19 protein-coding genes and 2 pseudogenes are annotated in these 18643 nt (G+C 63.1%); 7 read left to right on the top strand and 14 right to left on the bottom strand.

What is annotated here, in order from left to right; all coding sequences use genetic code 11:
* Positions 1 to 254: 254 nt before the first annotated feature.
* Complete coding sequence (locus tag BG842_RS11960) at positions 255 to 986, top strand: class I SAM-dependent methyltransferase (protein WP_069450907.1); 732 nt, start codon at positions 255 to 257, stop codon at positions 984 to 986.
* A 34-nt stretch (positions 987 to 1020) separates the two neighbouring features.
* Here BG842_RS11960 and BG842_RS11955 read toward each other — a convergent pair whose 3' ends face one another.
* Positions 1021 to 2262, bottom strand: a complete 1242-nt coding sequence (locus BG842_RS11955; protein WP_069450906.1) for an NAD(P)/FAD-dependent oxidoreductase — start codon at positions 2260 to 2262, stop codon at positions 1021 to 1023.
* A 113-nt stretch (positions 2263 to 2375) separates the two neighbouring features.
* Between BG842_RS11955 and BG842_RS11950 the strand changes: the two genes are divergently transcribed.
* On the top strand, positions 2376 to 2960 hold the full coding sequence (locus BG842_RS11950) for a DUF6149 family protein (protein WP_069450905.1): 585 nt from the start codon (positions 2376 to 2378) through the stop codon (positions 2958 to 2960).
* Between the two features lie 10 nt (positions 2961 to 2970).
* On the opposite strand, the gene BG842_RS11945 is transcribed toward BG842_RS11950, so the two are convergent.
* From BG842_RS11945 to BG842_RS11930, 4 genes are all read right to left on the bottom strand, one after another.
* Complete coding sequence (locus BG842_RS11945; protein WP_069450904.1) at positions 2971 to 3408, bottom strand: universal stress protein; 438 nt, start codon at positions 3406 to 3408, stop codon at positions 2971 to 2973.
* A gap of 75 nt (positions 3409 to 3483) precedes the next feature.
* Entirely contained in the window at positions 3484 to 4131 is a 648-nt protein-coding gene (locus tag BG842_RS11940) for a DUF5828 family protein (RefSeq protein WP_069450903.1), read from the bottom strand.
* Between the two features lie 105 nt (positions 4132 to 4236).
* Complete coding sequence (locus BG842_RS11935) at positions 4237 to 5406, bottom strand: inorganic phosphate transporter (protein ID WP_069450902.1); 1170 nt, start codon at positions 5404 to 5406, stop codon at positions 4237 to 4239.
* Positions 5407 to 5472: 66 nt separating this feature from the next.
* Complete coding sequence (locus tag BG842_RS11930; RefSeq protein WP_069450901.1) at positions 5473 to 6843, bottom strand: NAD(P)/FAD-dependent oxidoreductase; 1371 nt, start codon at positions 6841 to 6843, stop codon at positions 5473 to 5475.
* A 221-nt stretch (positions 6844 to 7064) separates the two neighbouring features.
* Here BG842_RS11930 and BG842_RS11925 point away from each other — a divergent pair, with 221 nt between their 5' ends.
* Positions 7065 to 7298 (top strand): hypothetical protein, encoded by a 234-nt coding sequence (locus tag BG842_RS11925; protein ID WP_069450900.1) that lies wholly within the window; start codon positions 7065 to 7067, stop codon positions 7296 to 7298.
* Positions 7299 to 7635: 337 nt separating this feature from the next.
* On the opposite strand, the gene mptA is transcribed toward BG842_RS11925, so the two are convergent.
* Both mptA and BG842_RS11915 read right to left on the bottom strand, forming a co-directional pair.
* Positions 7636 to 8571 carry a GTP cyclohydrolase MptA gene (gene mptA / locus BG842_RS11920; RefSeq protein ID WP_069450899.1) on the bottom strand — a complete coding sequence of 312 codons (936 nt, stop codon included), beginning with the start codon at positions 8569 to 8571 and terminating at the stop codon, positions 7636 to 7638.
* Between the two features lie 48 nt (positions 8572 to 8619).
* Positions 8620 to 9444, bottom strand: coding sequence for an NAD(+)/NADH kinase (locus BG842_RS11915; RefSeq protein WP_069450898.1), 825 nt, complete (start codon positions 9442 to 9444; stop codon positions 8620 to 8622).
* Positions 9445 to 9611: 167 nt separating this feature from the next.
* Between BG842_RS11915 and BG842_RS11910 the strand changes: the two are divergent.
* A pseudogene (locus BG842_RS11910) lies at positions 9612 to 10707 on the top strand (KaiC domain-containing protein).
* Positions 10708 to 10996: 289 nt separating this feature from the next.
* Here the strand turns inward: BG842_RS11910 and BG842_RS11905 are convergent.
* On the bottom strand, positions 10997 to 11419 hold the full coding sequence (locus BG842_RS11905; protein WP_069450897.1) for a universal stress protein: 423 nt from the start codon (positions 11417 to 11419) through the stop codon (positions 10997 to 10999).
* Between the two features lie 58 nt (positions 11420 to 11477).
* Entirely contained in the window at positions 11478 to 13307 is a 1830-nt protein-coding gene (locus BG842_RS11900; protein WP_069450896.1) for an ATP-binding protein, read from the bottom strand.
* A gap of 171 nt (positions 13308 to 13478) precedes the next feature.
* Here BG842_RS11900 and BG842_RS11895 point away from each other — a divergent pair, with 171 nt between their 5' ends.
* Positions 13479 to 13814: a hypothetical protein gene (locus tag BG842_RS11895; protein WP_069450908.1), complete on the top strand. Its 336-nt coding sequence runs from the start codon at positions 13479 to 13481 to the stop codon at positions 13812 to 13814.
* On the opposite strand, the gene BG842_RS11890 is transcribed toward BG842_RS11895, so the two are convergent.
* Positions 13808 to 15058, bottom strand: a complete 1251-nt coding sequence (locus BG842_RS11890; RefSeq protein ID WP_069450895.1) for a DNA double-strand break repair nuclease NurA — start codon at positions 15056 to 15058, stop codon at positions 13808 to 13810. The two genes, BG842_RS11895 and BG842_RS11890, sit on opposite strands and share 7 nt — an antisense overlap.
* Between BG842_RS11890 and BG842_RS29825 the strand changes: the two genes are divergently transcribed.
* Positions 15057 to 15230, top strand: a complete 174-nt coding sequence (locus BG842_RS29825) for a hypothetical protein (RefSeq protein ID WP_175424139.1) — start codon at positions 15057 to 15059, stop codon at positions 15228 to 15230. The two genes, BG842_RS11890 and BG842_RS29825, sit on opposite strands and share 2 nt — an antisense overlap.
* Positions 15231 to 15240: 10 nt before the next feature.
* Here the strand turns inward: BG842_RS29825 and BG842_RS29820 are convergent, their stop codons facing one another.
* On the bottom strand, positions 15241 to 15381 hold the full coding sequence (locus BG842_RS29820) for a hypothetical protein (protein ID WP_175424138.1): 141 nt from the start codon (positions 15379 to 15381) through the stop codon (positions 15241 to 15243).
* A gap of 193 nt (positions 15382 to 15574) precedes the next feature.
* Between BG842_RS29820 and gpmI the strand changes: the two genes are divergently transcribed.
* Complete coding sequence (gene gpmI, locus BG842_RS11885) at positions 15575 to 17095, top strand: 2,3-bisphosphoglycerate-independent phosphoglycerate mutase (protein WP_069450894.1); 1521 nt, start codon at positions 15575 to 15577, stop codon at positions 17093 to 17095.
* Here the strand turns inward: gpmI and BG842_RS11880 are convergent.
* The 3 genes and pseudogenes from BG842_RS11880 to BG842_RS11870 all read right to left on the bottom strand — a co-directional run.
* Complete coding sequence (locus tag BG842_RS11880; RefSeq protein WP_069450893.1) at positions 17092 to 17289, bottom strand: HVO_0649 family zinc finger protein; 198 nt, start codon at positions 17287 to 17289, stop codon at positions 17092 to 17094. The two genes, gpmI and BG842_RS11880, sit on opposite strands and share 4 nt — an antisense overlap.
* 97 nt (positions 17290 to 17386) lie before the next feature.
* Positions 17387 to 18154, bottom strand: coding sequence for an inositol monophosphatase (locus BG842_RS11875; protein WP_069450892.1), 768 nt, complete (start codon positions 18152 to 18154; stop codon positions 17387 to 17389).
* A 54-nt stretch (positions 18155 to 18208) separates the two neighbouring features.
* Positions 18209 to 18643, bottom strand: a pseudogene (locus tag BG842_RS11870) (nicotinate-nucleotide diphosphorylase (carboxylating)); the annotation flags it as partial.

Below are 18643 nucleotides of genomic sequence, written 5' to 3'. Positions count from 1 at the left end.
TTTCGCGTCGTATTCGAGTTCGTCGTAGTGTCGAACGCGCGCGTCGTTCGGAATCGAATCTACCGGTTCGACGGCTATTTTGGGTTTCACGAATTCTCCCGACCGAGCATGGCCAATGATACCAACTGTCGTGGTAGTACTTAAACCTTCACGTCGTGACAATACGGAGATACGCTGGAACGCACCACGGTCAGAACGACAGACCGGCAGAAAATATTTCACTGTTAGTTCGGTAGAACGTCCGAGGTCAAAGTTTGGAGACAGACGATAACGCTCCAGTCGAGCAAACGATCGAAGGGTATGACATCTTAGCAGAGAAGGCAGACGACCTCGACCGCACCGCGAGTCCGTGGGGGTCGAGCTATTTTCAGCGACACTATTCGTGGCCCGCAACGCGAACCGTACTTCCGGAACTTTCCGGTCGCCGGGTGTTGCTCGCGGGGTGTGGCCGCGGCGATCACGTTCCGTGGTTCCACGAAAACGGCGCGACCGTTACCGGCGTGGACGTGAGCGCAACGGCGATTCAGCACGCAAAAGACGAGTTCGGCGACGAGGGAACGTTCCATCGCGCGGATTTGACCGAACCGCTCGACTTCGCTAACGATTCACTCGACGTCGTCTTCAGCAATCTGGTGTTCAGCCACATCGAGGAGTGGCGACCAGTGTTCTCGGAATTTCGTCGCATCTTGGAACCAGACGGGACCTTCGTCGTCACCACGATACATCCGCGATACCTCCGAACCGAGTTCGAAATCGAGAGCTACTACGAAACCAAGAAAGTGATGAACGAGTGGCCAGAAGTCGATATTCCGACGTATTACCGACCGATAAGTGAAGTCATCAGTTCGTTTCTCGGGGCTGGTTTCCACCTGCAGACGGTCGAGGAACCGAAACCCGAACCCCAGTTCGAGGACCACCATCCGAAACGATACCGCGATGCGTTGCGGGAACCAGAACTACTCGTTATCCGAGCAGCTGCCAATTGACGAATCCCCCCGACAAAAATTCCGTACTACGGCCTCACTGTTCCTGCTGGGGTGCGAGTTTGTCCGGGTCGAAATCCTTCTCGAGGAGGATTTCCTTCTGGTCGGCACACTCGACCTCGTTGCGGATGAGGTCCTTGTACTTGCCCTGCGGGGCGATATCGCCGATGAGGACGCCGCCGATGAGTTTTCCGTCCTTGAACGAGAGGCGACGCCATTCGGTTTCGCTGTACTTCTCCTCGCACTCGTCGTCGCCCATCGTCGGGAAGCCGAAGGAGAGGAACGGGAAGTCGAAGTGAGTGATGGAGTACGACGAAACCCACCGGAACTCCTTTTCCTCGTCGTCCGCGACCATGTTCTTCGCGGCGATGACGCCCTGCTGTTTCGCGCTGCCCCACGACCCGTTCTGGGCGTACTCGTCCAGAATCACGTCGTAGAAGCGCGTGATGTCACCCGCGGCGTAGATGTCGTCCACGTTCGTCTGCATGTACTGGTCCACGACGACGCCGTTGTCCGTCTCGACGCCGCTGCCCTGCAGATACTCCGTGTTGAAGTTGAGGCCGATTGCGATGCCGACGAAATCGCTCTCGTACTCGTTGTCGTCCGCGTCGATGGTGGCGACGACGTTGCCGTCGTCGTCCGTCTTGAAGCCGTTGACGCCGCTTTCAAGGACGGGTTCGACGCCCTTCTCTTCGAGCGCGTCGTGAATGATCTCCGCACCGTCGAGGCTCAGGCCGTAGCGCCACCAGCGGTTGCCGCGCATGATGTACTTGGCTTCGACGTCCTGTGCGGCACAGATGGCGGCGAGATCGATACCGAGAAGACCCGCACCGACGACAGTCCCGGTGTCCGCCGCTTCCGCGTGTTCGGCGATGCGTCGGGCGTCCTGAAACGTCCAGAAGTGGTGGATTCCGTCGGCGTCGCTGTTGTCAACCGGAAGCTGGGTCGGCGTTCCGCCCGTGGCGACGAGGAGTTTGTCGTAGGTGTACGTCCCGCTCGCGTGGGTGTGGACTTCGTGTGCGTCCGGGTCGATATCGGTGACGAACGTGTTCAGTTCGAGGTCGATGTCGCGCTCGTCGTACCATTCCGGTTCGTGAATGGAGATGGGCGCTTCGGGGAGTTTGCCTTTGGCGAATTCCTTGATGAGAATACGATTGTACAGTGCTTCGCCCTCATCTGTGATGACGGCGATGTCGGCGTCGGGTTTTTCCTCGCGGATGGTTTCGGCCGCGGAACTGCCCGCGATGCCATCCCCGATGATCACGTACGATTCGCTCATGTCTGAGACGTTCTTCGTCGGGGTTAAAGTGGATTGCTATCTCGATATCGCTGTCAAACGCCAACACACGCCTGAGTCGGGACGTTGAAGACCGTCGCGTCCCAAACACGGGTATGAAAATCCGTCAGAACGCGCGCCACTTCGCGTCGAGAAAAGCTCTCGAACTGCCCGTCGTCAGCGACGTGGTGAAGTCGAAACTGGTGGACATGCACACGGGTATTTTCCTCAAAAAAGCCGACGAGGGACGTCGAGAGGAACGCAAGGAACGACTCGACGCCTTCTTCGACGCGACGATGGATTCGTACCTCGCGGCCCTACAGGCCGGTGCGCCGGAGGCGGAAGCCCGCGAAATCACGCACATCCAGTCGAACTTCGACTTCTACAACCACGGCTGGACGGAGATGATGGAGTTCCCGAGCGACGAACTCGAAGAACACTACGAGCGCTACGAGACGTTCTTCGCCGAGCACGACATCACCATCGCCGACCCGCTGGGCGAGTTCGCCCCCGACGAGATGCCCGACGCGCCGTCCACGCCCGAAAAACTGGACGACCCGGAACACCCGTTCGCGGAAGGCGGCTTCGCCGACGACGTGTACGTCCAAGGCGACGACGGGGAAATCCGAGTCGGCGGCCAGGACGACCCCGAGAACGTGGACATCTCGGATGCGGTCGGCGTGGACGAAGGCGAAGCCTGAATCCGTCCACCTACTCCTCCGCTTCGTCCAAGCGAATCGTCAACACAGGAACGTCCGCTCGCCTGAGGACTTTCTCCGTGACGCTCCGACGAAGCGGATAGCGAATGCCGCCTCGTCCGTGCGTTCCCATCACGATGAGGTCGATGTCCCACTCGTCGGCGTACCGTAAAATCGCGCGGTGCGGTTTCCCTTCGGCGATGGACCCCGCCGTCGTTCGGATTCCTTTCTCACTCGCCCGGTCGAGCAGTGCCTCTACCTGCTGTTTCGACTCCGGGCCGAACTTCTCGTACATCGACGTGCGTTTTTCCCCATCCCCACCACCGCTCGTACCTACGACGGAAAGCGTGTAGAGGGCGGCGTCGTACGTCTCCGCGACGTCGAGCGCGTACGGAATCGCGTTTTTCGCCGCCTCGCTGCCGTCGATGGGAACGAGGATTCGGTCGTACATGACAGTTCACCCACGCTCCGGCCATCAATAGAAGTAGCGTCGAGTTCCGAGCCCCGACCGACGAACCAAACTCCGTCACTCCACCGGGTCGACTCCCTCCGCGGCCTCGACGGACTCGGTTTCCTTTTCGGTTTCGCCGCGCCAGCGGTCTATCTCCTCGTCGTACCGCTTCAGCCGGTCGCTGACGCGGGCCTTGAGGTCGTCGTCGTTGACGTTCACCTCGAAGGTGTATCGGCTTCCGCCCCGGCCGCGTTCGACGTTCGCGCTCACCAGTTCGTTGTCGAAGTAGGCTGGCGACACCTGCGTCATGACGTGTTTGTACACCGTCTCCTCGACGGTTCGAAGCGCCTTCCGTCCCGCCGTGTCGGCCGCCCGAGTCGCGTACTCGATGGTGCCTTTCCCTTCTTCCAACGCATCGTCGATGTCACCCTCCGCGAGTTCGGACACCGTGTCTTCGAGTTCTTCGCGCGCCGTTTCCGCGTCTTCCGTGGACGACTTCCCCGCCTTCTCCCCTTCGCCACGCGCCGCACTCGCCTGTTTCGCCGTCTTCTCGTTCACGTCCTCCCTGAGTCGCTCGCTCGCTTTTGGTCGCCACTCGTTCCACTCGTCGAAGTCGCGACCCTCGATTCCCTCCTCGTCGAGCGCTTTCGTGATTCGCTCGCCGTGTTCGACGATGGCCACCCAGTCCCCAGTCTCCTTGAAGCCAGCGATACTCTCCTCCATACGTCGAGGTATGTCAGCGACGGATATCTACGTTTTCGACAGGTTCTTGCCGGTTCGAGGTTGAGATAACGCTCCTCGGCGAATCGTTAGCCTCGATACGTCGGACTATAGCATTCCGACCCCGAGAACCGCCCCGTAGGCGAGCGCGAACGAGAGGAGCAACGAGACGAGCCATCCGAAGACGGTGTAGGACATCTTTCGTTTGCTGATGCGTCCGCCTCCTGCCGCGTAGCCGCTGCCGATGATGGCGCTGACGACGATTTCGTTGAACGAGACGGGGATGCCGAACAGCACCGCGGTCTGTGCGATGGCGAACGCTGGGATGAGCGCGGCGGTGGCCCGCCGTGGTCCGAGCGAGGAGAAGTCCCGCGCGAGGGCTTTTATCATCCGCGGCGCACCCATCCACGCGCCGAACATCACCCCGAGACCCCCGAACAGCAACACGACGGCGAGCGAGAGTCCGATGGGTATCACCATCGGCGCGAGCGGTCCCACGGCGAGTCCGACCTGACTGCCCCCCGCCGAAAAGGAGACGAGCGCGCCGATGCCGAACAGGAGGTGTCGCTGCCCCGCCCGTACGTCCGCGCGAACGTCCAACAGGAGCAAACCGCCGATGACGAGCGCGACGAACAGGGTCGCCACGGAGACGCCGGTGAACTCCGGGAGCGGTAAACGATTCGCGGCTACCGCCGCAATCGACGCGCCGCCCGACTCCGGAGCGAGGACGGTGAACGGCGAGTTCGCGAGGACGAGTCCCACGATGGCCCCGAACAGGGGAATCGAATACTCGTCGGGCACGTCGTCGCGACGAATCAACCGAGCGAGGAGATACGCGATGCCGCCACAGAACAACGGTGTCAGGACCCACAGCAGCAGGATTTGCTGATATTTCGCGTAGGCTGGCGTCCCGCCGAGGGCCAGACCGACGCCGATGACCGCGCCCGTCGCCGTGAACGCCGTCGCCAGCGGGTACCCCGTGAATATCCCGACGGCGACGAGTCCGGCGGCGACGAGGAGCGCGATGACGGCCGCAATCGGGGTGAGTGTCACGCCGTTAATGAGTCCGGCGGAAATCGCTTCCGTAACGTTCGCGCCCTGTAAAATCGCTCCCAGTATCCCGAACAGACCGGTGAAGAAGGCCGCCCACATGACCGTCGTGGTTCGAGCGCCGACGCCCGGTGCGTACGGTGTCCATCCGGCACCGACCGTCCACGCCATGAAGAAGCTCGCCACCGCGCCGATACCCACGACCACCAGCTGCGTTGTCCCCACCATGAGTCCACCTGACGGCGACCGGCCAAAACCATCACCGCGGCGTATGCATGGCCATTACGTCTATCGCTACGTATCGCCCGGACTGACGACCACTTTCTTCCCGGAAATTCGGTCGGCACACTCGTAGCCCGCGACGATGCCGCCGTTCAGACTGCGCTCGGGATACTGGGCCTTGCTCGCCATTCCGGCGTAGTAGATGCCGTCCGCGATGTCGTCGCCGAGGTCGTAGGGGACGACCATATCGAGGTAGCCGCGCTCGTACACCGGCGCTGCGCGCGGGTTGCGCGCGAGGCGGAAGTTCGTCACCGACGAGCGGTCCCACTCGGGGAACATCTCCTCGATGTGACTCAACCACAGTTCCTCAACCTCGTCGTCGTCCAGTTGCCACAACTCCTCCTCGTAGTCCTGAATGTAGCTGGCGACGTAGAGCAGGTGGTCGCCGCCGTACTGCTCCGGCGGGATGTAGTTGGTGTGTTCGATGAGCGCGCCGAACGGCGCGTCGTGGCCGATGTTGAGCCAGTAGGTGTCGGTCAGCGGTTCGTCCATTGTCACGAGCGCACAGACCGCGCCTTGGAAGTCGATGTCGCACTCGTAGCCGGTTAAGTCTTCGAGGACGTTCGGCATCGCCGCGACGACGACGCTCTCCACGTCGTGCGTTTCTGCCGCGGTGCCGCCGTCGGCGGCCGCGACCTCGGCGCTTTCGGTCGCTTCCGTCGTCAGGGAGGTGACGTGGCCGTCCTCCGCTTCGATGTCCGTGACGTACACGCCGGTCGTGATGTTCTCTCGTCCGACTTCTTCGACGAGCGCGTCGATGAGCCGTCCGAAGCCGCCGCGGAGGTAGCCGAGCGGTTCGCCGCGGAGCAGGTCGCGCTCCCCGCGGAATTTGATGCGGCCGAGCAGCCACGCGGCGCTCACCTTCTCCTTTTTGCTCCCGAACTTCGCGTCCAGCAGCGGGCCGAAGAAGTTCTCGTAGACGCCCCGCGAGGTGTGTTCCACCAGGAAGTCCTTGATGGGAACGTCCTCGTAGTCCTCCAGTCGCTCGTAGCTGTCGAACTTCGGAACCCCGCCGCGAACGTCGATTTCCTGCGTGAGCATGCCGAGGCGGAACTTGTCGTAGAAGCTCATGTGCGGGTAGGCGAGAATCTCCCACGGCTTGTCGAGGGGATGGACCACGCCGTCCATGTAGTAGGCGTTCTTGCCGATGGGCCAGTCCAAATCGTCGTCCAGTCCGAGTTCCTCGATGAGGTCGATGATGGTCTGTTCGGACGCGGAGAGGTGGTGATAGAACTTCTCGATGCGGTCCCCGTTCGTCTCGTAGGTCGCGGCGAGTCCCCCGAGGTCGTCGCTCGCTTCGAATACTTGCACGTCGTAGCCGTGCTGTTGGAGGCGGTAGGCGGCGGCCAATCCGGCGATTCCCCCGCCGACGATACCTATCATAAAAGACGGGTTCGTTGTCGCATGGAATACGTCTTACGACCCCGCAATCCGGGAGGTTCGTTTTTCGGACGGGTCTCTAACGAGGGAATTCCGTGCATGAACGCTGAAGAAGGATCGCCGTGGGCGCGTTCGCTACTGCTGTTATCCCGCGGTTCGAGCGCCTCTCGAACTCTCGTACTGATGCACAACGTATTTGGTACTGTCACATCCTCCAGTATACAATGTCACCCGATACACCCGCGTCCCCTTCCTCCCGTTCGTTCGGCCCACTCCTCGTCCTCCGGCGGTCCCTCGGTCGGCAACTCTTCGGTCTCTTCCTCGCGTTCGTCGGGTTCAGTATCATCGATTGGGCCATCGACCCGCATACGGTTCCCACTTCGGGCGTCATCTACGGCGCTATCGGCGTGTTCGTCCTCTGCAACGGCTTGTACGTCGGCGGCGTCCGAATTCGGTAGTGACGGAAGTGGTGAACGTCGGGACCACGACTACCGAGCGAAAGCGACCGAACCGAGGGCGAAACGCCGTTTTCACGGCCGCTTTCGGGATGCGCGGTGAGGACGCCCGAGTCATACGGCGAGGGCGTCCGAGCACCGGGGAGGTCAGGGGCCGAGCGGACGGACGGCCGTGCGGTTCCGGCCGTCCGTCCGCGGTGGCGGTGCGGTCACGGTCCCTGGAAGTTGCGGTCACGGCGGACGAGTTCGCCCACGATACCGAACAGCCACGAACCCCAAAACCCCGGACGCTGCCGCGAAAAAGAAATGCGCTACAGCGAGCGAAAAGACAATACCGACTTCACTCGCTCGATTCGGCGACTTCCTCGCGGAGCATGCCTACCTCGGCCACGCGCTCGGCGTGGGCGTTGTGTTGGTGGATCGACTCGTCGTTGCTCTGTTTCATCGTCACGACCGCATCGTCGGGCAGGTCGGGGAACGTCTCCACGACGCCGTGGGCCATGTCGCGCACGCAGTCTTCCACGAACTTGGCGTCGGCGTGCGCCTGAAACGTCATGTGGTCCTCGTCCGGGCGCTTGGCGAGGTTGTAAATCCGGGCGCTCATCGAGTCGCGGGCGACCTCGATGAGTTCGTGGAGGTCCACCTCCGGCGCGCCCGCGCTCTCGACGGTGAGGGTCGCGTGGCCGCGTTGGGAGTGACCCGCCTGCGGAATCTCACGCAGGAACTCCTTCACTTCGCGCTCGCCGACGCCGAGGTCGAGGAGTTTCTCCTTCGCACGACCGCTCATCATGCCCTGCGAGCAGGGACAGACCGTCATGCCGGTGACGCGCGCCCCGATTTCTTCGGTCGTCTCCTCCTCTGTCGCGGTCGCGCTGGCGATGATGTCCACCATGGCCTGCGTGGGGCGCTCGCTCTCGGGCGTCGTGTCGCGTACCATGAACTCCGCCTCCATGCTGACCTCCGCTTTCGAGGTGTAATCGTGCTTTTCGAGCAGTCGCTCGGCGGCGTCGCCGCACACGTCTTCGAGTCGGTAGGTCGGTTCGCTCACCGCGTCTTCGAGCACTTCGTCCACGACCTCCATGTTTCGGCTCATGTCCGCGCCTTTCCGCCAGCTCGGGAGGTCGACGAGTACGTCGAACTCCGCGGTGAGAACGTAGGGTCGTTTGTCAGGTCGGGCGACTTCGACCAACTTCTCGACCCCCGTCACGCCGACCCGATTCAACCCGACGGTCACGTCGGGTTCCGTTGCCTGTACGTCTGGGAGTTGCCCTTTCATTGTCGTTCCCTTGTGAGCAACGGAATTAGAGGCTTCCGCTTCCGGCAGTCAGTCTAACTTTCCGAGGGCTTCGAAGAAGTTCGGCGACGGCCCGGCGATTCGGGCGGGTTCGGACGCGAGCGAGATGGTAATCGTCTCCGGCGGTTCGATGCGTACTTGCGTCCCGTCGCTGCCGACGACGGCGGCGTCCGCGTTCGACACCTCGACCACCACCTGGTGGTCCGGTTCGAACACCAGCGGCGGCATGGGATGTGACGCGCACATCTCGGTGAGTATCAACCCGTTCACGCCGGGGTGAACCAGCGGGCCGCCTTCGCTGAGGTTGTAGGCGGTGCTCCCAGTCGGCGTCGAAACCAACAGGCCGTCAGCGTGGCCGCTGTTGTACTCCACGTCGTCCACGTGAACTTCGTAGTCGAGTCCCTGTCCGTGTCCGCGCTGTGCGCCCTGTATCACGATTTCGTTCAGCGCGGGGTGGACCGACCAGTCGCCCTCCCCGGTCGCACGGAGGCGGGGCACTTCCCAGGACGGTATCTCGCCCGTTTCCAGGTACTCCGCGACGACCGCGCCGACTTCGGCCACGGCGTCTTCCGGTGCGACCGCGTTCAGAAATCCGACTTCGCCGAGGTTGACGCCGAGTATCGGCGTCCCGCCCGCACCGCTCGCCGAAAAGAGGAAGGTGCCGTCGCCGCCGATGCTGACGACCAGGTCGTTTTCCGCCATCCGGCTCACGTCCACGCCGTCGACGCCCAACCGCTCGGCGGTCGCGGCGTCGAGGTAAATCGCCACGGAATCGTCTCTGAGCGTTTCTCGGAGCCGTCCCGCGAGTGTCGCGGCCCGCTCGTTTCCCCGCTGTGCGACGATGCCGACGTTCATCACGGCCTCGTTCTCTCCCGGTGCTCAAAAAGCCGCCGACACGAACATTAATTTACGACGGGTGCCAGTGACAGGACGATGAGAACTGTCGCTCGGAACCGGACGCGGACGACCGGGTCATCGGTCCGGGGTTCACGCCGAATCGAAACCGATGCGGAGGGACTGACGTGAGCGACGACGACGATTGGTTCGAGGCCGCGCTCCGCGACGGCGAGGAATCCCCCGACGAGGAATCCGTCGCCGAAGAATCCGTCGATAGGCAAGCGGACGGAACGGAAACGGACAGTGACGCCGACGAAAGCGCGGCCGACGCCGCGAGTACCGGCGAAAACGCAACCGACGACGCGCCGGACACCGGCGACGACCCGCTGTTTGAGGACGATTTCGCCAGCGCGTTCGCCAGCGCTCCCGGTGCCGATGGAGGAAGCGAACCGGACTTCGGCGGCGGTGGCGGATTCGACGACGGCGAATTCGGCGGTGGCGAGTTCGACGACGGATTTGGTGGCGAAGGCGGGTTCGACGCTGCCGGGCAGTAGCTTCGACGACGAGGCGTTCGAATCCGCCATCCCGCGAATCGACATCGGCATCGACGGCCTCGACAGTATGATCCACGGCGGCGTCCCCGAGCGAACCCTGATGGTCGCCATCGGCAACGCGGGGACCGGGAAAACCACGTTCGGACTGCAGTTTCTGAACCACGCCCTTTCGAACGGCGAAAAGGCGGTTTACGTCACGCTGGAAGAGAGCCACGACCGAATCGTCGCCAGCGCGACCGAGAAGGGCTGCCCCTACGACGAGTACATCGAGGAGGACCGCCTCGCGGTCGTGGACTTGGACCCCATCGAGATGGCCAACTCGCTGTCGAGCATTCGAAGCGAACTCCCCGGCCTCGTCCGCGATTTCGGCGCGTCGCGGCTCGTCCTCGACTCCGTGTCGCTCCTCGAAATGATGTATCAAAGGCAGGCCACCCGACGCAACGAGATTTACGACTTCACGCGAAGTCTCAAGGAAGCGGGCGTGACCACCATGCTCACGAGCGAAGCCAGCGACGAGAACCCCTACTCTTCCCGCCACGGCATCATCGAATACCTCACCGACGCCGTGTTCGTCCTCCGCTACGTGCGCAGCACCGACGACTTCCGCGAGACGCGACTCGCCATCGAAATCCAGAAAATCCGGGACGCGAACCACTCCCGCGAGATCAAGCCCTACGACATCACGGACGAGGGAATCAGCGTGTATCAACAAGCCAACCTCTTCTGACGCACCTTTTTATTGCGAGGGTCGCTCCGCGACCCTCGATAAAAATCTGCACCAAAAGCGGACGTCACCCCCTCCGGAAGACCGGGGGTCTTCCGTGCCTTGCTTCACTTCGTTCAGCAAGACTCCGAAGGTTCCTCGGCCCGGAAAATCGAAGATTTTCCGGAGAGCGTACTAGCGACTGGCGGTTGTGTCACCCGCTGTTTTCGGCAGATGTGAACATTCCATTTCTGGTGGCTGTGTCACCGGCCGACTTCCGGAGGTTGTGAAAATTCCGTTTCCGGCGGTCGTCTCATCGAACGACAGTCACCGGAACCGGCGACCGCCTGACGACCGTTTCGGCGACGGACCCGAGCAGGATGCGCGAGACGCCCGAGCGTCCGTGGCTTCCCATGATGATGTGGTCGAACTCCTCGCCGAACTCCACGATGGTTTGGGCGGGTTGCCCGACTTCCGTCGCCGTCGAGACGCTGGTTCCGTGTTCGGCGGCCATCTCCTGGGCCTCCTCGAAGAGCATGGCGGCGTTCTCCTTCGACTCCTCGTACCACTCCTCCGAATAGCCGGGCATGCCGACCGTGGACGTGTAGCCGACGTCGATGGGGTCGATGACGTTGATGACGGTGATATCGGCGTCCGGAAACTCAGAAAACGTGTACGAAAGTGCCTCGGTCGCCTGTTCCGACCCGTCCAACGGAACGAGGATTTTCTTTCCCATATCGAATATTACGCGTTCCTGTTACATAGCGTTTTGTCTCTCCGCGCGCTCAAACGATTCAGTCTCGGCCGTGCCGGGTGACACATTTCGGTAATCCGGTAATCTCGACCGGCTCGGAGTTGTCCGGCGAATAGACGACCATCTGACCCTTCTCCATGTACGGCACCTTCTTCTCCAGACTGGTCGGGATGTTCACGCTCTTGATGGCGTCCTCGTCGCCCAGATTGAGGACGACGGTCGTGTTTATCTGCTTGAACACGGATTCGGCGATGTCCTGCGGGTCCTGCGTGATGAGGAACAGGCCGAGTCGCTCCTTGCGGCCCTGTTTCGCCGCGTCGGTGAACTTGCCGATGACCTTCCGGGCTTGCACGCTGTCGGCGTTCGAGAGGAAGTTGTGCGCCTCGTCCATCCCGACGAGGAGCGGCGTCTCCTTGATGGTCGGGAACTCGGGCGCGTTCGAGAGCTTCTCGTCGATGAGGAGGCTCGACACGGCGAGGACGACCATCTCCTTCGCCCGACTCGACGGCAAGTGGTAGGTCGGCACGACCGAGAGCCTGCCGGACCGAACGAACTGGGGAACGAGTTCGGTGATGGACTTCGCCGACTGGTCGAACACGCCGCTCGGCACGGAGCGGGCGCGGCGCTTCACCGCGTCGAACGTCGCCTCGTGGACGCGTCCGTTTTCGTCCAATTCCTCGCGGAGCGCCGGGTCGTCGAGGTAGGAGAGGAACTCCTGATACGTCCCGCCGTCGCCGTGGCTCCGGAAGAACCGATTCAGGAGGTGGGTCAGCGCGCCGTACTGGTTGTCGTTCAGACTCGCGCCCGCGACGAGCCACTGGTTGTCCCTGACCATCGAGAACGGTATCGTGAACTCGATTTGCTCGGCGTCGTGGTGGCTCGCGGCGTACGTCGAACCGCCGACCTTCGGGACGAAGGCGACCGTCTCGTCGTGGCCGCCGTGGGCGATGCCCTCGCGCTCCCACGCGCGCTCGTCGCTCGCCGTCACGTCCGGGTTGTCGTCGTGCATCTGGGCGTACTCGTCCTGCGGGTCGAACTGCACGACGGCCATTCGGGCGTCCCGACCGTCTTCCATCGGATACGTGCGTTCGTCGGCGAGGTACTGCCGGAGAATGTTCTTCGCGCCGTGGGTCTTCCCGGACCCGGTGCCGCCCGCAACGAGCGAGTGGCGGAAGACGAGCGGGTCGCCCGAGTCGTAATCGTCCGTCACGCGGTAGTCGATTGTCGGCGGCTCCGCGGCGGTTCGAACCTTCTCGCCCCCGACGGAGAGGTGCCCGAGGAACACGCCGTCCTCGGGAATCTTCAGCCCAGTCTTGATTTCGCGCTTGTCGCTGGCCTGCCGAACCACCGTCTCGGGTTTCGGCACGCGGTCGGTCATCCGCCGCTTTAGCTCGCCGTCGTCGGAAAAGAGGACCGCGATGGGTTCGAGCGTCGCCATGAACTTGTAGTCCGTCTCGTCTATCGTCCCGTTGCGCATCGCTCGCCGAGCGTGAATCTCGGTCGCGTCGTCGCTGTGGAACTCCTGTGCGTACTCCAGCGTCGTGATGCGACAGAAGAGCTTCTCGCCGTCGGGATACGGCACGAGCAGGTACTTCCCGATTCGCACGTCGCCGCGGTTCGGAGCGGTGATGTACGCCCGGAGGCACGTGTCGTCGCTGTCCTCGCCGATTACGAGGCCCTCCGATACGGCGAGACTACCGAGGCCGCGGTCCTCGCCGATGGGGTCGAGGTCCATGCGGTCGAAGTCGTCGTTTGCCTCCGTCGCGCTCGTTTCGTCTGTCCGCCTCTCGTCAGTTCCTGACGACGTTTCCGACCCCGACGAGTCGTCGGTGTCGCTCCCGTAGTTCGAGAAGTCGCCCAAATCGCTCATGGACCTGTCATCTCGGGCGTGCGTGAAACGTGTTTCGCACGGGATCGGACGTGCGAGTTACTGGCCGACAGCGTGAAACGAAGCGAAACGCCCCGTCTTTACCCCCGATTGTCGTGATTTGGCACCAAATTCCCCACTTGCCTTTTATTCTCCCACCGCCTATCTATGGGTATGTTGCTCGTTCGTGGTGAGGCAGGCGGGACGACCCTTACGGGGACGTTGTACGAGCGGGGCGAACGCTCGCCCTCGTTCAAGGGCGCGCCGGACGAAGACGCGCCGTACGTCTGGGTCTGTGACGAGTTCTATCAGGTCGAGAGCGGCGGCACCGCCCAGATGGTATCCGGCGAGGAGGTCCACGTCGCGTTCGAGACGCCGATGCCGCGCGGGTTCGACACCCGCGAGCAGGCCCTCGACGCCGCGGAAGAACACGTCAGAACGCAGTTCGCTCGTATCGGCGTGGACGCGGACGACGTGGAGTTCTCGATAGAGAAAGCGGAGCTTCAGTAGTCGAGCCCCCACCGGATGTCGTTGTAGTTCCGGTCGAGTTCGGTATCGAACGACCTTTCGAAGCTCGTTATCAGCGAGTCCGTGCTGTTTCGACCGATTTGCGCCAGCGAATCGGCCTTCGTGATGACCGTCGGCGGTCCCTTCGAGATGGCGATTTCTTTCAGGAGTTGGCGCTCGATACGCCGCCGACACGTCTCATCCTCGGTGAAGATCCGCGGTGCTTCTATCTTGAACAGCAATCGCCGCCGGGGGTCGTAGACGACGCAGAACGTCAGTTCGTACTGCTCCGGCGCGTACTCTCGCTCGACGTGCCGTGCGGCCTCCGTGCTCCCGAAGAAGGCGTCGGACCCGGCGCGGGAGACGAACCAGTTCGTCAGGGTCATGTCGTCGGTAAACCGCTTGTACTCCCCGTTTTCGTACTCGCCGCGTTCGAGGACTTGCGAGAAGAAGGCCGCGTCGTGTACCCACGGCGTGTTCACCCCTTTCGCCCGAAGCGTGCGGATGATGGACTTCGCGGAGATGTTCTTTACGAACCCCGCGAGCGGCACGTCGCGTTCGGCGAACGTCTCCACCAGTTCGACGTAGTTCTGCAGAATGGTCCGCACCTCGTCCGACTCCTCGAACAGGTCGGGAAGTATCGACCCGCGGTCGCGCCAGCGAATGATGCCTTTCGGGTACACCGGCCCGTCCAGCAGGAGGAAGTCCGACACGTCGTCGGCGTGGTCGAGCGCGTGCCGACTCTCGGCGCGGTACAGCGCCAGCGCGTGCACGATGTCCCGTTCGTAGTCGTCCCGGCGCGGCGCGTGGACGATGCGCCGCTTGCTCCCCTCGCTGTAGGACTCCCAGTCCGTGCCGAACTCCGTCGTCGCGTCGTTGGTGTGGACCGCCTTGACGATGGTCCGCGACCCGTGCAGGTCGAGGTCCGACGGCGACGAACTCATCGCGGCGTGCGCCACGTCCACCACCAACCCGTTCTTGAACGGTTGCGGGTTGATGGTCCCCGAATCGAGGCCGTGCATCGTCCCGAACTGGTCGGCTTCGAGCGCCAACTCCTCGATGTTCGCGCGCTTCCGACGGAGGTCCGAGAGCGGTTCGAGTATCTCCGTCCCGTCGTGAAACAGCGGGTCGAGGTAGTTCTCCCAGACGTTCCGTGCGAGTTCCCGATGGTCGCGCTCTTCCCCTTCGTACTCAATCCTGTCCGCCAGTTCGGCGATGCCGTCGAAGTGAACGGGGTCGAGTGTCATGCCCGCTTCAACCCGGTCCACCCCGAAAAAAGGTACCGTTCTCCGATTCCCGCGCGTAATCGAATCCGACCGCTTCCGAACCGACGACTGGTCGCTTCCGAACCGACGGCCGACGCTCGGCGTGACCGACGTCCCCGCCGCTACGAAACGATGCGTTTCGGGCGAACGATAGCCCTGCGGCGTCAGTCGCCCGGTCTCTGCCTCGCGAGTATCACCCCCACGACGATGAGTATCCAACCGACGTCGTTTCGATTGGCGATTATCGTCGCACCGGCGGTGATGAGCGCCACGGAAACCCCGTTTGATGGTGCCCTGTTGGGCATAGTATCACCCGTCCCTGTGAACGAGCGACTACAACCAGCACCGCCACCGTAGTTAACGGAATTCTTACGCGGAGTGAAAGTGAACCGAAAAACGACCGGAGGGAGAAGCGAACCGAAAACGACCGGGGGGAGACGCCTCCGTTTCAGCGACGCAGGCGAAGAATAGTTACCCCGCGGTGCCGTCGGTTCGCCCATGAAAGCGGGACTCATCGTGCTCGACGGATGGGGACTGGGTAGCGAAGACGGCGGCCGGAACGCAATCGAGGCCGCGGACACGCCGAATTTCGACCGCCTCGCGCGGGACGGCGCGTACGGGACGCTCGACGTGACGGGGCGGCGGGTCGGCCTCCCGGACGGCCAGATGGGTAACAGCGAAGTCGGCCACCTCAACATCGGCGCGGGTCGCGTGGTCAAACAGGAGTACACCCGCATCAGCGACGCCATCGCGGACGGCGAACTTGGCGAGAACGAGGCCATCAACGGCGCGTTCGACTACGCCGAGGAACACGGCGGGCGCGTCCACTTCATGGGATTGGTGAGCGACGGCGGCGTCCATTCGGACCAGGAACACCTCTACTCGCTCATCGAACTCGCGGCGGACCGCGGTATCGAGGCGACGACGCACGCCTTCACGGACGGGCGGGACACGCCGCCGAAGAGCGGGGCGGGCTTTCTTTCCAGTCTGGAAGATGTGGTCGAGGAACAGGGGACGGGCGAGATAGCGACCGTCTCGGGGCGCTACTACGCGATGGACCGCGACCAGAACTGGGAGCGGACCCAGCGGACCTACGACGCAATCGTGAATCGGGAGGCCGAGTACGAGAAGGGAAGCGCCGTGGAGGACGTGGAAGCGTCCTACGAACGCGGTGACACGGACGAGTTCGTCAAGCCGTCGCTCGTGAGGGGCGGGCACGCGCTGGAGGACGGTGACGCGGTGATGTTCTTCAACTACCGCTCCGACCGCGCCCGACAGCTGACGCGCATGATTGCGGACATCGACCCGGTGTGGTCGTTCGACACGCACCCGCCGGACGTCGAGTTCGTGACGATGACCCAGTACGACCCCGAGTTCGACCTGCCGGTGGCGTTCCCGCCTCATCAACCCGAAGAGACGCTGGGCGAGGTGCTCTCGGAGAACGGCCTGACGCAGCTTCGGCTTGCGGAATCGGAGAAGTACGCCCACGTCACCTACTTCCTGAACGGCGGGCGGGAGGTCGAGTTCGACGGCGAGATTCGGCGCATCATCGAGAGTCCCGACGTGCCGACCTACGACCAGCAACCCGAGATGAGCGCCGAAGGCGTCACGGACACCGCTATCTCGGTCATCGACGCGGAGGACCCCGACGTGCTCGTCCTGAACTACGCGAACCCGGACATGGTGGGCCACACCGGGGACTTCGACGCCGCCGTGGAAGCCGTCGAAGCGGTGGACGAACAACTCGGACGACTCGTGGAAACGCTCGAAGCCCACGGTGCCCACGTCCTCATCACCGCGGACCACGGCAACGCGGACGACATGGGGATGCCGGACGACCCGCACACGGCGCACACGTACAATCCCGTTCCGCTCGTCTACGTCTCCCCGGAGGGCGACGACGACGGAAAGATGGTTCGGAGCGGCGGGTCGCTCTGTGACCTCGCGCCGACGCTCCTGTCGCTCATCGGCGTCCAGCAACCGGCGGAGATGACCGGCGAGTCGCTGTTGGAAAACTAGTCGTACCGGAGGATGCGCGTGTCGATGGCGTCACAGCGCGGGCAGAGGTGTCGGTAGTGGATTTCCCGTCCTCGTTTCGTGACGCGCCAGTTACCTTCCGTATCGACGTAGCCGCACTCGATGCACTTGCGCTCCTTGTCCTCGTAATGCTGTCGTAGCCGGTCGAAAGGGGAGCGACTGGATTTGGCTGCCATGTGGTAACGTATGGTATGGCACTGCATAACTATAACGATTTTTTGATATTTGTTGGATAATCAACCAGAATGGCCGTTGATCACCGGCATTTCCTACTCACAACAGCGTTCGCAGCGTCTCGAAGGTCTCGTCGCTCGCCGCCGCGAGGAACAGGTCGTCGTCGTCCGCCAACCGCGCGCCGCTCTCCTCCGCCAGCAACCACCCCGCGTGCTGTTCCACCGCGTCCGGGTGGACGGAGACGACGGCTTCGAGTTTCCCGCGCGCGAGCAGGCCCCAATCCAACGCGGGTGCCCAACTCTCCCAGACACGCTTGCAGCGTCCGGCGATTTCCCGCTCCAACGCGTCGGCTTTCGCCCGCAGTTCGTCGTCCCGAACCGCGTCCAATCCGAGGACGAACGAAACCGTCGCGTGGTCGCTCGCCACGTCGCTCTCGGTCCGAATCGGTTCGCCGTTCAGCGTGACCCCGCCGCCCCGTCTGGCGACGTAGGTGTCGTCGTGAAGCGGGTCGCGGACCACCGAGAGAACCGGCACGTCCTCCCGGAGGAGCGCGAGCGCGGTACCGAAGTACGGAATCCCGGAACAGAAGTTGTTCGTGCCGTCGAGCGGGTCCACCACCCAACGATACTCGCCCGCGCCGGACCGCTCGCCCGACTCCTCGGCGTAGATGGCGTGGTCGGGGAATGCCTCGGTCAACACGTTCAGCACGCGACGCTCCGCCGCACGGTCGGCGAGCGCCTTCACGTCATCCGGGCCGTGTTCCGCCGCGAGCGAGTCCGTTTCGAATTCGGAAGCCAGATACGCTCCGGCGGTGTCACACGCCCGCACCGCGACCGCCTCGAACGAATCGAGGTCACTCTCGTCCATACGGATACGTATCACCGAGGAGTAAAATCCGTCCCGGTTGCGATTCGTCCCCTCTCAGCCGGTGCGGAACGAGAAATCCACCGACGGCGCGCTGTGGGTCAGCGCGCCGATGGAAATCACGTCCACGCCCGTCCCGGCGTAGTCGGGTACGTCCTCGATACCGATGCCGCCGCTCGCCTCCGCGAGGACGCCATTCGGGAGCAGTTCGACGCCGCGCTCCACGTCCGCCGCCGGGAGGTTGTCGAACATCACGATATCCGCCCCTGCTTCGGCCGCCCGGCGGCCGTCGGCGGGGCGCTCCACTTCTACCTCGATTTTCGTGGCGAACGACGCCGACTCGCGGAAGTGTGCTATCGCGTCGTCGAGTCCCATCTCCTCGATGTGATTGTCCTTGACCATGACCATCCCCGAGAGCGTGAGCCGGTGGGTGTCGCCCCCACCGGCCGCGATGGCCCGTTTCTCGATGCCGCGAAGGCCGGGCGTCGTCTT

This window comes from Haladaptatus sp. W1, assembly GCF_001723155.1.
GTDB classification, from domain to species: domain Archaea; phylum Halobacteriota; class Halobacteria; order Halobacteriales; family Haladaptataceae; genus Haladaptatus; species Haladaptatus paucihalophilus.
Note: the sequence above shows the minus strand (reverse complement) of the source record. Positions and strands in the feature narration are given on the sequence as shown.